18 protein-coding genes are annotated in these 14,324 nt (G+C 71.6%); 12 read left to right on the top strand and 6 right to left on the bottom strand.

The window, feature by feature from the left end; genetic code table 11:
- Positions 1–11: 11 nt before the first annotated feature.
- From IMZ35_RS29280 to IMZ35_RS29255, 6 genes are all read left to right on the top strand, one after another.
- Positions 12–470, top strand: a complete 459-nt coding sequence (locus IMZ35_RS29280) for a hypothetical protein (protein WP_199444455.1) — start codon at positions 12–14, stop codon at positions 468–470.
- A 100-nt stretch (positions 471–570) separates the two neighbouring features.
- Positions 571–3,222, top strand: coding sequence for a phage tail family protein (locus tag IMZ35_RS29275; protein ID WP_199444454.1), 2,652 nt, complete (start codon positions 571–573; stop codon positions 3,220–3,222).
- A 1-nt stretch (position 3,223) separates the two neighbouring features.
- Complete coding sequence (locus IMZ35_RS29270) at positions 3,224–4,087, top strand: phage distal tail protein (RefSeq protein ID WP_199444453.1); 864 nt, start codon at positions 3,224–3,226, stop codon at positions 4,085–4,087.
- An 8-nt stretch (positions 4,088–4,095) separates the two neighbouring features.
- Positions 4,096–5,349: a hypothetical protein gene (locus IMZ35_RS29265; protein ID WP_199444452.1), complete on the top strand. Its 1,254-nt coding sequence runs from the start codon at positions 4,096–4,098 to the stop codon at positions 5,347–5,349.
- A gap of 8 nt (positions 5,350–5,357) precedes the next feature.
- Positions 5,358–6,497 (top strand): hypothetical protein, encoded by a 1,140-nt coding sequence (locus IMZ35_RS29260; RefSeq protein ID WP_199444451.1) that lies wholly within the window; start codon positions 5,358–5,360, stop codon positions 6,495–6,497.
- A 12-nt stretch (positions 6,498–6,509) separates the two neighbouring features.
- Positions 6,510–7,241, top strand: coding sequence for a hypothetical protein (locus IMZ35_RS29255; RefSeq protein WP_199444450.1), 732 nt, complete (start codon positions 6,510–6,512; stop codon positions 7,239–7,241).
- Here the strand turns inward: IMZ35_RS29255 and IMZ35_RS29250 are convergent.
- Positions 7,238–7,762: a hypothetical protein gene (locus tag IMZ35_RS29250; protein ID WP_199444449.1), complete on the bottom strand. Its 525-nt coding sequence runs from the start codon at positions 7,760–7,762 to the stop codon at positions 7,238–7,240. The two genes, IMZ35_RS29255 and IMZ35_RS29250, sit on opposite strands and share 4 nt — an antisense overlap.
- Positions 7,763–7,868: 106 nt before the next feature.
- On the opposite strand from IMZ35_RS29250, the gene IMZ35_RS29245 reads away from it, so the two are divergent.
- Genes IMZ35_RS29245 through IMZ35_RS29230 form a run of 4 tightly spaced genes read left to right on the top strand, consistent with a single transcriptional unit; the run spans position 7,869 to position 10,318 of the window.
- The gene (locus tag IMZ35_RS29245; protein ID WP_199444448.1) at positions 7,869–8,093 is read left to right on the top strand and encodes a hypothetical protein; all 225 of its coding nucleotides are present in this window, start codon (positions 7,869–7,871) and stop codon (positions 8,091–8,093) included.
- Positions 8,090–8,929, top strand: a complete 840-nt coding sequence (locus tag IMZ35_RS29240; protein WP_199444447.1) for a hypothetical protein — start codon at positions 8,090–8,092, stop codon at positions 8,927–8,929. Before IMZ35_RS29245 ends, IMZ35_RS29240 begins: the two co-directional genes overlap by 4 nt.
- Positions 8,930–8,933: 4 nt before the next feature.
- Positions 8,934–10,007 carry a glycoside hydrolase family 25 protein gene (locus IMZ35_RS29235; RefSeq protein WP_199444446.1) on the top strand — a complete coding sequence of 358 codons (1,074 nt, stop codon included), beginning with the start codon at positions 8,934–8,936 and terminating at the stop codon, positions 10,005–10,007.
- Entirely contained in the window at positions 10,007–10,318 is a 312-nt protein-coding gene (locus IMZ35_RS29230) for a hypothetical protein (protein WP_199444445.1), read from the top strand. Before IMZ35_RS29235 ends, IMZ35_RS29230 begins: the two co-directional genes overlap by 1 nt.
- A gap of 214 nt (positions 10,319–10,532) precedes the next feature.
- On the opposite strand, the gene IMZ35_RS29225 is transcribed toward IMZ35_RS29230, so the two are convergent.
- The 5 genes from IMZ35_RS29225 to IMZ35_RS31595 form a co-directional block, all read right to left on the bottom strand.
- Positions 10,533–10,751, bottom strand: a complete 219-nt coding sequence (locus tag IMZ35_RS29225; protein ID WP_199444444.1) for a hypothetical protein — start codon at positions 10,749–10,751, stop codon at positions 10,533–10,535.
- A 2-nt stretch (positions 10,752–10,753) separates the two neighbouring features.
- Positions 10,754–10,981 (bottom strand): hypothetical protein, encoded by a 228-nt coding sequence (locus IMZ35_RS29220; protein WP_199444443.1) that lies wholly within the window; start codon positions 10,979–10,981, stop codon positions 10,754–10,756.
- A gap of 14 nt (positions 10,982–10,995) precedes the next feature.
- Positions 10,996–11,160, bottom strand: a complete 165-nt coding sequence (locus IMZ35_RS29215; protein ID WP_199444442.1) for a hypothetical protein — start codon at positions 11,158–11,160, stop codon at positions 10,996–10,998.
- Positions 11,161–11,383: 223 nt separating this feature from the next.
- Positions 11,384–11,707: a hypothetical protein gene (locus IMZ35_RS29210; protein ID WP_307869002.1), complete on the bottom strand. Its 324-nt coding sequence runs from the start codon at positions 11,705–11,707 to the stop codon at positions 11,384–11,386.
- 622 nt (positions 11,708–12,329) lie between these two features.
- Positions 12,330–13,004, bottom strand: coding sequence for a helix-turn-helix domain-containing protein (locus tag IMZ35_RS31595; RefSeq protein WP_267877307.1), 675 nt, complete (start codon positions 13,002–13,004; stop codon positions 12,330–12,332).
- Between IMZ35_RS31595 and IMZ35_RS29200 the strand changes: the two genes are divergently transcribed.
- On the top strand, positions 12,978–13,928 hold the full coding sequence (locus IMZ35_RS29200; protein WP_199444440.1) for a helix-turn-helix domain-containing protein: 951 nt from the start codon (positions 12,978–12,980) through the stop codon (positions 13,926–13,928). The genes IMZ35_RS31595 and IMZ35_RS29200 overlap by 27 nt on opposite strands.
- A gap of 9 nt (positions 13,929–13,937) precedes the next feature.
- Complete coding sequence (locus IMZ35_RS29195; protein ID WP_199444439.1) at positions 13,938–14,126, top strand: DUF397 domain-containing protein; 189 nt, start codon at positions 13,938–13,940, stop codon at positions 14,124–14,126.
- Positions 14,127–14,324: the final 198 nt, after the last annotated feature.

Raw genomic sequence — 14,324 nt, 5'->3', positions numbered from 1 at the left:
GAGCATCCGCCATGTTCGTCACCTACAGCCCCGACGGCGACGTCGAGGAGCGCACGTGGGAGTTCGAGGCCGCCGCGATCACCGCGGCCGACGCCGAGCCCGTTGAGGCCAGTTTCGGCCGCACGTGGGACGAGTTCCTGGTGGAGCTGGTGCGTGGTGGCATCCGCGCACGGCGACACCTGCTGTGGCTGCTGATGCGCCGCGAGCACCCCGCACTGCGCTACGAGGACGTGCCCAACTTCGCGACCGGGCAGCTGCTCGTCGAGCTGGACCGCGACGAGCTGCAGGCGATGCGCGACGGACTGCCGGCGTCCACCGCGCCCGAGGCGCTCGCGCGCCTGGACGCCGAGATCGCTGCTGCCCCGGAGGGCAGCGGCGCGGGAAAAGCCCTCTCCAACAGGCGCGAACGGCGTACCGCATCTCGATCGCGTCCGAGTTCGGCCTCTCCTTCCAAGACCAAGCGGCGCTGACCGTCCCGGAGTTCCGGACGTTGTGCGCGGCCGTGGACAAGATCGTCTCTGAGCGCCAGCAGGACCGCCGCCGCCGGTAGAGCAGAACGGGGGTGACCCCGTGTCTGACACGTCGCTGCTGTTCAACCTCCTCGGGCGGGACAACGTCAGCCGAGTTTTCGCCGGGGTGCGGCGCGAGGTGTCCTCGACGGCCGACGCGGTGGGCGACCTGAGCACCCGGACCGGTGCGATGGCGCAGCGCTCGGCGGCCGACGTCGCCTCGCTGTCGCGGCACTTCGCGCTCTTCGGCGGTGCGGCTGCCGGTGGCGCCCTGGCCACTGGTGCCGCGCTCGGCGCACTGCCCTTGCTGTTCGCAGCCGTGGCCGCAGCTGCGCTTAAGGACGTCCCGGCCGTGGCCGAGGCGTGGTCGGGCCTGGCCGAGCAGGTGAAGACCGGCACCGCCGAGGCTGCGTCGTCGCTGATCCCGGTGTTCGCCGCGATCCCTGCCGAGCTGGGCAAGGCGTTCGCCGCGATCCTGCCGCAGCTCGGCGCGATCTTCACCGCCATCGGTCCCTACCTGATGACACTGACCGAGGGCGTCACCGGGTTCGCCGTCAACGCCATGCCCGGCCTGGTCACCGCCATCACCGCGGCCGGGCCGGTGGTCGAGGGCCTGGCGGACCTCTTGGCCGCCGCCGGGACCGCGGTCGGCGGGTTCGCCGCCAACATCTCCGCCGGCGCGGCAGGCGCGGGCACGGCGCTGTCCGCGCTCGGCCCGCTGCTGATCGGTGTGCTGGGCAACGTCGGCACTCTGCTGGCCACCCTCGCGCAGGTGGGCGGGCCGATCCTGGCCGCGCTCGTGCCCGTGATCAACGTCCTGGTGTCGGGGCTCGTCGGCGCCCTGGTACCCGTGCTGATCCAGCTCGGCCCGCTGTTCGTGCAGGTCGCTACCGCCCTGATGCCGCTGGCCTCGGCACTGGGCAACCTGCTCGCCGCCGCTGGGCCTCCGATCGTCGCGCTGTTCGCGCAGCTGGCCGGCGTGCTCGTGCAGCTCGCGCCGATCCTGGTGCAGGTCGTCGACCTGGCCGCGCAGCTCATCGGCCCGCTGATCGGGCTGCTCGCGCCGCTGATGCCGCTCGCTCCGCTGTTTGCGCAGATCGTCGCCCAGCTCGCCGGTGCCCTGGTGCCGGTGCTGCTGCAGCTCGCCCCGATCGTCGGTCAGATCGCCGGGCTGCTGGTCGGCGCGCTGGGTGCGGCGCTGCTGCGGCTGGCCGGTGCGGTCACGCAGCTGATCCCCGGTATCGGGGAGTTCGCGGTGCAGCTCGGCGGCGCGCTGCTGGCCACGCTGGTGGCGCTCGAACCGCTGTTCGGGTCGCTGGTCGACGTGATCATCGCGCTGCTGCCCGTCACCCTGCAGCTGCTGCCGCCGATCGCGCAGCTGGCGGTCGCCCTGGTCCCGATCATCACCCTGGTCGCCAAGCTCGCAGCCGGGATCGTCGGGTTCCTCTCGCCCGCTCTGGTGGGCGTGCTCGGCGCCGTGACCGGCCTGGCGGCCGGGATCGTCGGCACCCTGGCCGGTGCGATCTCGTGGCTGACCGGCGCGCTGCCCGCCGCGTGGCGGTTCGTGCAGTCCGCGGTCGCCGCGGCCGTGGCCGGCATCCGCACGGCGGTGGCCTGGTTCGGCTCGCTGCCCGCGATGATCGGCGGCTGGTTCAGCGCCGCGGCGACGTGGGCGGTGAGCGCCTGGCAGAGCCTGCTGGCGTGGCTGTCGGCGATCCCCGGTCAGGTCGGTGCGCTCCTGGCCGCACTGCCCGGCGTGCTCGCCACGTCGTTCAGCACGGCACTGTCGGCCGCGCTGTCGGCAGTCGTGGAGGGCGTGCAGTGGCTGCTCGCCGCAATCATCGTCCTGCCGATCTGGATCGTGCAGGGCCTCGCCGCGCTGCCGGGCCTGCTCGTCGAGCTGTTCACGACGGCGTGGACGTGGGCCACCACCGCGGTGGTCACCGGCGTCACCGCGATCGTCACGTGGGTCACCGCGCTGCCGGGCCGCATCCTCGCCGCGCTCGCCGCGCTCGGCGGGATGCTCGCCGGGTGGGCGTCGGCGGCCTGGTCCTGGGCGACGTCGACCACCACGTCGGTGGCCAACGGCATCGTCAACTGGGTCGTGTCCCTGCCGGGCCGCATCGTCTCAGCGGTCGCCGCGCTCGGCGGGATGCTGTCGGGCTGGGCCTCGGCGGCGTGGAACTCAGCGAGCACCGCCACGGTCAACACCGCCAACGGCATCGTGTCGTGGATCGGCGGGCTGCCCGGTCGCATCCTGTCCGCGCTGGGCAACCTCGGCAGCCTGCTGTGGGGCGCGGGCCGGGCGATCATCGACGGCCTGCTGCGCGGCCTGCAGGCCAGCGTCCAGAGCGTCTACAACTTCGTGGGCGGCATCGGCGACAAGATCGCCGCCTTGAAGGGCCCGCTGCCCTACGACCGGGTGCTGCTCACCCCGGCCGGTCAGGCGATCATGCAGGGCCTGCTCGGCGGTCTGCGGTCGCAGGAGTCGCTGCTGTGGAGCTACGTCGAGGGCGTCACCAACCGGCTCGGCGCCATCGGCGCTGGCGTCGGTGGTGCTTCCGGTGGTGGCACCGCGCTTGCTTCGAGCGGCAGCGCGGGCACCGCCGGCGGTCGCGCCCTGGTCCACATCGAGAACTACCACCCGCCCGACGACGCGAGTCCGGACGACGTCGCGCACGAGCTGGACTGGTTCTCACGAGGGGGTGGCTGAGATGGCTGCTGGGGACCTCATCACCGCGGACGACCAGCTGGAGTGGCGCGGGGTGCTGCTGGGCAACGACACCCGGTTCGGCAAGGTCGCGCTGGAGGGGTGGCTGGATCAGCCCGACACCCGTGATGGCGACGTGGCGCTGGACAACGAGCACGGCGCGCAGGCCGGGCAGCTGCTGCTCGACCGGCGCGTGGTCACCCTCACCCTCACCATCGCCGGGCCGGCCGGGTTCTACGACGCGGTGAACCTGCTGCGCCGGATCACCACCCTGGACGAGAACCCCGAGGAGGAACCGCTCGTCGTCCGGTCTGCGGGGATCACGGGGATGGTGTGGGCGCGCTGCGTCGGCCGCATCATCCCCGAGAACCTCGACTACTCGATCGGCCTCACGCAGTGCGTGGTGCGCTGGCGGGCGAGCAACCCGCGCATCCTGCGTCTGCCGCAGCTCGCCCCCGAGATCACACCGCCGGTCCCCAGCAGCGGCGGCCTGCCGTTCCCGCTGCGGTTCCCGCTCCGGTTCGGCGGCACGCCGGCCGGGGGCGAGCTGGTGCTCACCAACGCAGGCCCCGCGCACGCACAGCCCACGTGGCGCATCACCGGCCCGTGTCCGGCACCGCGGATCACCAACGCCGACACCGGCCGGCGGCTGTGGTTCGACGACGACTACACCCTGCCCGCTGGGCAGGTGCTCGACGTGTCCACCGCGGACAAGACGGTGCTGCTGGTGCAGTCCGGCGTGTCGCGCAGTAGCGCCCTGGTGCGCCGCGAGTGGTTCACCCTGCCCCCGGGCGTCACGCGCGTGCGGTTCGACTCTGCGGACGGCACCGGCTACCTGACGGCTCTCTACCACCACACCGACCTGTAGGAGGACGCATGGCGCCGCGCGCATCGTGGGCCGTCACCATCGACGAGGACACCGGGCTGATCAGCGTCGTCGACGCGCGGCTGAGCATGAGTGCACTGTGGACCCCCACCGGGCCGATCACCTCGCGCACCGGCCTGGTCCCTGCCGGAAGTGAGCCCGGCCGGGTCACCGCGACCGCACCCACCCCCAACGGCGAGGTCCACATGAGCCCGTTCCGGGCGGTGCTGGTCGACGGGCGATCCGGCGGTGGCGGGACGTACACCCTCACCCTCGACGAGGTCGAGGACATCGACGTGCTCGGCACCGCGCCGGCCGACCCCGCCGACCCGCGCGTCGACCTGATCGTGTGGCAGCAGTCCGACACCTACCACGGCGACCCCGACAGCCAGCTGCGCATCCGCCACGTCGTCGGCGACCCGGCACCGGTGCCCACCGACCCCGAGGTCGACGGCAGCCCGAACTACCTCGCTCGCGCGCGGATCACCGTGCCGGCCGGTGCGTCCGCGCTGACCAACTCCGACATTGAGCACGTGGCGCTGCCCTACACGGTGGCCACCGGCGGTGTCCTGCCGATCTACAGCGAGGCCGAGCGCGAAGCGATCGACGCCCCCTGGGACGGCATGACGATCTACCGCTACGACCGCCTGTGGCTGGAGGTCTACGACACCGGCGACTGGGTCGTGCAGGGCGTGGCCGTCTGCGCGTCGGTCAGTGACCGGGCATCCGCCATCACCTCTCCCCGAGGAGGGCAGTGCTGCGTCACCACCGACACCGACACGCTCTGGCAGTACGACGCCCCCACGTCGACGTGGCTTCGGATGGGGTCGGCCTCGGCGCCTCGCGGCCTGGTCTACCTGTACTCCGAGGACGACAACCCTGCCTGGGCCACGTTCACCTCCGCTGACACGGTGATCTACTCCAAGACCGTCGCCGTTGAGCCGCGCCGCGTCTACCAGCTGGATACGTGCGGTCCCTTCAAGAGCAGCAGCGCCGGTACCGGAATCGAGCTGAAAATTCACGTCGGCGGCACCAAGCGCTTTTCCTCGCTGGAGGAGGAGCTGCCCAGTTCCGGCCTGAACCGGGTCCTGCGTGCCCGCGGCACGTACGTCACCGGTGCGTCGGAGACCTCGCTGGCGCTGCAGGTCCGCGCGTTGCGGCTGTCCGGCACCGGCACCGTCACCCCCGGCGCGTTCACCGACCAGCCGTTCGAGCTGTCCGTGATGGACATCGGCGGCACGTCAGGCGCTCTGATCGAGGGGTGAGGTGAACCGTGGCCGCTCCGGTCTACACGTACTTGATCGCCGATCTCAGGACCAACGTGGTCCTGGAGGAGGTGCGGCTGCACGCCGTGTCGTTCAACAAGCCTCTCAACGCGTCCGGCCGGTTCGACGCGTCGTGGAAGCTCTCCCCGGCAACTGACCGGCTCGACCCCTACCGGTTGACCACGCCGTGCAAGCGGGCCGTCTACGCGATCCGGGACGACCGGCCGATGTGGGGCGGCATCATCTGGACCCGCGACTACGACTCCGCGACCGAGACCGTGCGGATCAGCGCAGGGGAGTTCTGGTCCTACTTCGACCACCGGTGGGTGCTGCCCGTCCTGCCCGCCGACCCGGACTTGTTCGCCGTGGCCGGTCTGCCGCCGACCGGGTTCGACAACGTCGACCAGAACGCGATCGCACGCGGCCTGTTGGCGCTCGCGCAGTCTCACACAGGCGGTGACATCGGGATCGAGATCGCTACGGACACCTCGTTGTCAGATGTGCTGCGTGATCGGAACTACCCGCCGTGGAAGCTGTCCAGCGTCGGCGACATGCTGCGCAACCTGACCAACGTCATCGGCGGGCAAGACCTCGTGTTCGACGTCGCGCCGGGCACCGGCGCGGCACCGCGCCGCGTGCTGCGGCAGGGCACGCCGTGGCTCGGCCAGCAGGGCAGTGCCCACCGGTGGGAGATCGGCGGCAACGTCACCCGCTACGGGTGGCCCAGCGACGGCACGCGGATGCTCACCCGCGCCGCGGCCGTCGGCGAGGGCATCGACGAGGGCACACCGATCGCGATCGACGAGGACCCTGGCCGCTACGCCCAGGGCTGGCCGCTGCTGGAGGGTGACATCGGATACGACGGCGACAGCGCGGACGTCCTGTTTGGCCACGCCCAAGCCGACCGCGAGGTCTCCCGGATGCCTGTCGTGCTGCCCACGCTCATCACCCGTGGCGACAGCTCGCCCACCGCGGCCGAGGTCGACCGCGGCGACGACGGCGTGCTGGTTGTCCCACGCGGCGGCGACCGCTTCCACACCCGCGGTCTGGAGGCGCCCGTGCGCGTCGTCGACATGAAGTTCACCCCAGGCGCGCAAGCCGAGCGCGTGGAACTGACGCTAGCCCCGCTGCTCGACGGCGTGGCGTAGGAGAGGAGCACCGTGGGGCAGATCAACAGCCCGTCGAACCTGCTCGACCGCATCAAGCGCGCCGAGGACGAACTGCGGCGGATGCGGGCCGCAATCGGCCTCGCCTCGGCCACTATCACCCGTGGCGGCTTGACGCTGCTCAAGGATGCGTTTCTGCGCATGGTCGACGACAACGACACTCAAATCCTCTACTTCGGCCCGGACAGCCAGGGGCGCCAGATCATCCGCATTCGCCGTGAGGGCGGGTCCGACGTGATGTGGACCGGGTTCACCGCAGCTGGCAACCAGTTCTGGCGGCTCACGGACCGGTTCAACCGCGAGCTGTTCAGCGACGACACCGAAACCGGCGGCATCGCGCGGCCCTGGCTGCCGGTGGTGCTGTACCCGCTGTTCCTGCCGACCTCGACGGTCAGTGGCTACTGGACCGTGGAGACCGCGACCGTCACCGAGTCCAAGGTGCTGTGGGAGGGCCGCATTCCGCTGGTGTCGCACCCGAGGATCGCGATCAACGGCGTGTGGGGAGCGATCAACGGCAGCACCAGCGCCACCTACGAGCTGATCGCCAACAACACGGTGATCGGCACGTGGACCGAGACCGCCCTGATCGTCGGCACGCGCGGCCCGTTCCCGCTGGCCCCGCTGCTCGACGCGACCAACGTGTCTCTGCAGCTGCGCGTCACCGGCACGGGCGGCACGGGCCGCACGGCCGTGCAGCTGTTGGCCTGCTACACGCGGCAGACCTAGCGCGGCGTGGTGCTGCACACCTCGCGGCCGTTGGGGTAGCGCTCCGGGTCGCTGTCGTCCATCCAGCACCACTCGGTCTGTGGCGGCGTCGTGGCCACGGGCCAGGTCTGCGGCTCGGTCACCACCGGCGGAACGGTCGTGGTCACCACGGGGACGTCGGGGGCGTCGGGCTCCTCACCGGGGCCTGGTGCGGGGGCGCCCGGCACCGGGTGTCCAGGCTGCTGCGTGTCCTCCGTGCCGGGCTCAGTGCCCGCCGGTGGGGCGTCGGCCGCGCCGGTGGTCGTCTCGCCCGCTGCCGGGGCGCTGTCGCTGCTGCTGGTCGCGGCCGAGCTAGGCGACGTCGACGAGCTGCTGACGCTGCTGCTGCGCACGGCGCTGTCGAGCACGAGCTGCTCGCCGGCGGGCACCACCCGGTCGCCCTGGTTTTGCGGACCGCTGAGCATCACCGCTCCCACCGCGGTGAGCGTGGCCATCACCACGCCGGCCGATGCGAGCAGTGCCGGGCGTCGCTGGATCTGCATGTGTCCCCCTGAGTCGTCCCCAACCACCTACTCATCGTCGCCACGTGCCCACGTGCTACGTCGGCGACCGCCCATCACCCGAGTGCACTACCCGAGGAGGGGACCGGTGGGCGACCTCGCGACGCTGCTGACCGCCATCGGCGGACTGATCATGACCAGCGCGTCAGCGTTCGCGCTGGTCTACACGACCGTTCGGAGATCCGGAGGCGAGCGCCGGGACACCGCCCGCGCTGTGGTCGAGGACCTCGCCGCGGCGGCCGAGGACGGCGAGATCACTCCCGACGAGCTGACCCAGGCGCTGCGGCGCCTCACCGAGGAGGAGCCGCAGTGACCGACACCCGACTGCAGGACGTGCTCGACCGCAGCGCCGATCGTGCCGCGGACCCTCGCGGGCACCGCCTGGTGTGGGCGCTGCTCGGCCTGCTCGTGCTTGGCCTGGCCCTGGTCGCCGTCGCCGTCGCGGCCTTCCGCGCGGACAACTCGGCGCAGGCCGCCGCGATCACCACGCTGAGCCAGCAGGCTGCCGACAGCCACGCTGCCGCGCAGGCCCTGGCCGATCAGGTGGAGCGGCTCGGCGGCGTGCCGGTGGTGCAGCCACCGGAGAGCGATCCTGCACCGGTGCCGCGCGGGATCGTCGGTACCGCCATCGAGGGCGGCCACCTGATCGTGGCCTACTCCGACGGCACGACCGAGGACAAGGGGCGGGTGGTCGGTGACGCCGGCCGCGACGGCACGAACGGCGAGTCCGGGCGTGGCGTGGCGTCCAGCTCCATCGTCGGCGACCGCCTGATCCTGGCCTACACCGACGGCACCGCCGAGGATCTCGGCCCGATCGTGGGCGACGCCGGCCGCGACGGCGCCAACGGCGCAGACGGCGCAGACGGCGCAGACGGCCGCGGGATCGCGTCGAGCGCGATCGTCGACGGCCGCCTGGTGCTGACCTACACCGACGGAACTACTCAGGACGTCGGGCCGCTGCCGAGCGGACGGCCCGGCCGCGGCGTGCAGCGCGCCGAGGTCGTCGACTGCCGGTGGCGCGTGACCTACACCGACGGCGTCACCGAGGACGCGGGCGACGCCTGCACCACCCAGACCGAGACGGCGATCCCGCCGCCTGCTCCATCCACCACCGACCCGCCCCCGCCCCTACTGCCCACCGTGAGGTGACCCCGTGCCTGCCAGAGGCATTGACGTGTTCCGCATCTACCAGAACGTCCAGGACTGGCCCGCCGTCAGGAGGTCCGGCGTCGAGTACTGCTGGGTCAAGGCCACCAACGGCACGCGCATCGCGTTCGCCAACAACGCCGCGCGGACACCGGCGCCAGCCGATCCGACCGTGGCCGGCGCGCGGAGCGTCGGCATCGCGCCCGGCCTGTACGGCTACGCGCTGCCCGGTGATCCGATCGCGCAGGCCGACGTGCTCGCGGCCGAGGTGATCCGGCTCGGCTGCCGCGGGCCGGGCACGCTGCCCCCGGCGCTGGACCTGGAGGAGCCGGGCACGAAGTCCGCGGACTTCGGCGTCCGGTTCCTGCGTCGGCTCCAGGAGCGCATCGGCCAGCAGCGCGTGGCGATCTACATGAGCGCGTCGTGGGCGGCCGAGCTGCGGCCGGACCGCTGGGACGTCCCCGGCCTGGTCATCTGGATCGCGTCCTACGGCAGCAACTCCGGCGGCCGGGGCGCGATCCCGTACTACGTCGGCCGCACCGACGTGCACCAGTTCACCTCCGAGGGCCTGCACCTGGTCCGCGGCATCACCTCGTCCGGGCTCGACGTCAACGAGTCCGACATCGCACTGAGCACCCTGCTGGGTGGAGAGGACGACGACATGTTCACGGACAACGACCGCGCCAAGCTCGACCGGCTGAACGCCTTTCTCGCGGAGTCGGCCAACGCGCCGGGAGGGCAGACCCTGCACGACGCGATCTGGCGCAACGGCGACGCCCTCGCGCGGGTGCTCGCCGGGCAGAGCGCGCAGAACGAGGTCCTGGCCCAGGTCGCCCAGAACCCGGAGATCACCGCCGACGCGCTGGGCGACCGCATCGACACCGCGGTCGCCAGGGCCACCGCCGGCCTGGCCGAGGAGCTGACCGCGCGGCTGCTCGCGCACGTCGCCCCGGCGATGGTCGCCGTGCTGGGCGAGCACGCCGCCGACCAGGCCGGCCGCGTGGTCGACGAGCTGTCGCGGCGACTGCACGACGACGGCCAGGAGGCCGCCGACACCACCACCGAGAGGACCACGGCCTGATGAGCCAGCTTGATCTGTCCACCCGTCCCCGCCCGCTCGTCGCCGCCGCGCGCGGTCTGGGCGGTGCGATCACCGCGCTCGGCTCGATCGTCGCCGCGCTCGTCGGCTGGGGCGTGGTCACCGCCGCGCAGGGCGACGCGATCACCGGCCTGCTCGGCGTGCTCCCCGCCGTGGTCACCGCGGTCACCGCGGTGCTCGTCGCGACCGGCATCGTGCGCCAGGCCGAGCCGCGGGTGACCCCGCTCGTCGACCCGCGCGACGACACCGGCGTTCCGCTGGTGCCGATCCCCGGCGGTGGCGTGCAGCTGTAGAGCTGACACAGCACGAGGCCCCCGCCACCGGTTCGCCGGTGGCGGGGGCCTCATCCTGCGTTTCGGACATCACTTAGCGGTCTTGCCGCTACCGCTGCACCTCGCGGTGCCGGGTCCGCCGACCTGGTGCTCGCTCACCCTGTCGCCCGGTGCATCTGCTGCCACGCTGTCGCAGTCGGGACACCGTCCGGTCGCCATGTGTCTCACCTCCTCCCTACGGTCGCTCCTTGGTCACGACGGTCTCGGGCTTGGAGTGGTCGTCACCGCCGGGCGGGCTGGTGTTGGTGATCATCAGGTCGAACTGGGTGCCGTCGGTGAAGTTCACCCGGAGGACGTCGCCCTCCCGGCCGAGGCTCACCCGTTCGATCCCGGTCACGTCGGGGTGGTCGTGGACCACGCGCTCCACGAGGTCGCGGAACCTGTCGTTGCGCATGGTCAGAACACCTCTCGGGGGAGGATGTACGGCTCGTGCCGGGGTGCTCCGGGGCCGCGCACGGCCATGACACCGACCGAGGCGGTCGCCTTGTTGGCGAACCGGACGCGAGTGACCACGTGGTTGGGCAGCCGCTCGGGGTCGACCCGGTCGATCACCTCGACGATCTCGTCGTGATCGAGCTGCTCGATCTCGGCGTTCAGCCACTTGCCGAATTCTCGTACCTTCACCCCTGCATCCTCTCTCAGCCGCCCTCGACGCCCGCCCGCGCGGCGGTGTCCCGCGTCTGCGCGTCGAGCGTCGCCGCGGTGGTGTGGTCGTGCGCCGAGCTGCTGCTGGTGAGTGCTGCGGACAGGACGACGGCCAGAGCGCAGGCGGCGCGGGCGGTCCGCCGGTGTGACTGGGTCAAGACAGGTCCTTCGGTCGTGGGCTGTTCTCATCGGCCGGACGGTCGTCACCGTCCGGAGGTGGTAGGGCCAGTGCCCGCGCTATGACCCCGCGCGCCCACTCGATCGTGCCGACGGGGGGACGGCAGCGGTCGCAGCCGGGGCACCGGGTCGTGATCGGGTCGCCGCCGCCGCTCTGGCGCACGGGGTCGATGACGAGCAGGCCGCGCCCGTCGCACGTGCGGCTCATCGCGGCCCCCGGCCGATCACCAGGTGCGGCGCGAGGCGCGTGCCGGGCGGGGGCAGCTCCAGCAGCTCGTCCACGACCTCCGGCAGCAGGCCGGTCAGCTCCCACACCAGGCCGCCGTCCGGGTCGGTGCGGATGCCGAGCGCGTCGGTGGCGCTGGCGACGCGGATGCCGTCGCGCCAGCGGCCCGGCCACAGCCGGACGCCGTCGACTTGGCGGGTGCCGGGCTCGATGGGCAGGAACCGCCAGCGCGCGTCGAGCAGGCGTTGCAGCTCGGGGAACAGGGTCGCGGCGACCACGTCGCCGGGCAGCAGCAGCGTCACGATGCCCTCCTGTGTGCGGGGCGGGGGCGGAGAGCGCGGGTGTCAGGTCGTCGCGCTGCGATCCGCCCCCGCCACTCATCACCGGCCGCACATGCGGGGGGCGGCCGGTGGTCTGGGGTGGTGCAGGGCACGGCGGGAGCGGGGAGCGCGTGACCAGGTAGAGATGCGCTGTCACCCGCTCGCGCCGCGCATAACCGGCCGTCGCCCGGCGGCCGGTGGTCAGGCCGCGCGTGCTCGCTGCGGCTGACCGGGTGGTCTAGGACGACCTCGGGGGCATCGGGGGGTAGTACCCCCGAGGTCGTCACTCGCCAGCCACACCTCTCGGCGAGAGATCGGGCTGGAGCGCGGTCGCGTTCGATCCGGGTGAGGTACGCAGACCACGACCAGGACCACGTGCCGTGGAGCACGCCGCGGCTGAGCCCGGCGGAGGCGAGGTGCGCGGTGTCGCTCGCCTCCGCCGAGGATCGGGGCACCAGCAGGTGCGGAAGCGCGCCGAGTGCAGCCCGTACACGGGCGACCTGGCGGCGGCGCAACACCTCGCGGTGCACGTGGAGAACGACCCAGCCGACGGCGCCCAGCACTACGAGGGCGAGTACGGCGAGCACGCCAGTTGCTCCCGCCGTCACGGCTGCTCTCCAGATGACGTGGCAGCACCCACGAGGTGCAGCAGCTCCTCGACGTCAACCTGGCACAGCTGAGCGAGGGCGCTCACTGCGGCGGGCGGGAGGTACACGTACGGGGGGTCTGCGCTGGTCAGCATCGACAGGTGCAGCGCTGCCCATCGACGTAGCGGCAGGAGGTCCTCGGCGGGGCCGTACGCGAGGGCGTGCAGGTCGACGCGGAGATCGAGCGCCTCGGGCATCCGCACTCGCCTGATGACCGCGGCCAGCACCACGTCGGCGCGCACACCGAGCGCGGTGCCCAGCCGGAGCAGGGTGCCGACGGTCACTTGCCGATCCCCGGTCTCGTACGCCTCCAGCGCTCGGGCGGACACGGTGCCCAGCGTGCGCTCGGCCAGCTCGGCGCGCGTCCATCCGTGCTCGTCGCGACGGGTTCGTAGTTCGATCCCAAGCGCGCGGCGAATTTCGTGATCTGTCACCGTGCCTCCCAACGTTGGGGGAGCGACGAGCCAGGCCGCAGCAGGCCAGCTCGCCGCTCCGTCACCGGGCGCCGCGGCGCACTCCCGAGGGGGCGCACGTGCGGGTCCGGCGCGACGTCCGATCGCTCCGTGGGAGCTGGCCCGATCGGACGGCGTGTGCGGGGCTGTGATGTGCAACTCGCACGCTACAACTCGCATATGCGAGTTAACAGCGGTGAGGCGTCGTCCGTCTGGGTGATTTATCCGCATGTGCAGATCGAAGACAGGAGGATGGCGACCATGCCGACAGCCAATCCAGTGGTGAGCAAACTCTTGCTCGGGATCGCTGTACGCGACCTGCGCGAGGCTGCACAGGGAGTGCGGCGCGAGGATCTCGCCAGGGTGCTGGGCTGTGACCTGAGCAAGATCAGCCGTATTGAGAACGGCAAGGGGTCGCTCACCGCCTTGGAGGTCGATGCCCTTGGACGCCTGTTCGCCCTGGGTCCTGACCAGCTGGAGCAGCTGCGCGGGCTGGCACGGGACTCGCGTCGACGGTCGACCTATCGCGTGTCGGACTGGGCGATGAAGTTCGCCGGCCTCGAACAGGCGGCCGACGCGGTCCGAACGTACGAGACTGAGCTGGTGCCGGGTCTGCTCCAGCACCCGGACTACACCCGCGCGGTGACGCTGGCAGCCGATCCGACCAGGCCGCCAGCTGAGGTTGATCGCCTGGTCGCCGGTCGGGCTGAACGACAGGCGGTGCTGACGGGAGACGATCCGCCGCACCTCATTGCCGTGATCAACGAGGCGGTGATTCGCCGCCCTGTCGGCGGCGCTACAGCGATGGCCGCGCAGCTCGGCCGCCTGGTGGAGCTGACCGAGCTGCCCAACGTAGAGGTGCACGTGCTGCCATTCGCTGTGGGCGCTCACCCCGCGATGGGCTCGTCGTTTGTCGTGTTGGAGCTACCAGATCCGTTCGACGTGCGGATCGTGTACCTCGAAGACCTGACAACGGCTCATTACCTTGACCACCCGGCGCAGGTCGCGGGCTATAGCCTGACGTTTGAGAGGCTCCTCGGATCAGCCCTTGGCCCGGCGGAGACGGTGGGGCTGATCAATCGGGTTAGACGCGAACTCACGTAGGAGGGCCGCATGGCGACCCGATGGAAGAAGAGCAGCCGCAGCAATGGCAACGGCGGGAACTGCGTAGAAGTTCACCTGACGCCTGTCAGGGTCATGATCCGCGACTCGAAGAACGTCGCTGGTCCGATCCTTCAGTTCGACAGGGCTGCGTGGGTAGACCTGCTGCTTCACGTGAAGGGCGATCAGCTCGACCGCTGATCACGCCTAACACGGAGAGGCCGCCGCCCAAGTTGGGCGGCGGCCTCTCTGCTGCTCGGCTCACGTCACGGACGGCCCGTGCACACGGCGTGCACACATCGAGGTGCGCACACGTCGCGGTCGATCTACGTGACCGTATTTCTGCTGGTCAAGTGGTGGGCCGCCGGGGGATCGAACCCCGAACCCGCGGATTAAAAG

It is taken from the genome of Umezawaea beigongshangensis (assembly GCF_016464305.1).
GTDB classification, from domain to species: Bacteria; Actinomycetota; Actinomycetes; order Mycobacteriales; family Pseudonocardiaceae; genus Umezawaea_A; species Umezawaea_A beigongshangensis.
This window is presented reverse-complemented; position numbering and strand designations above follow the sequence as displayed.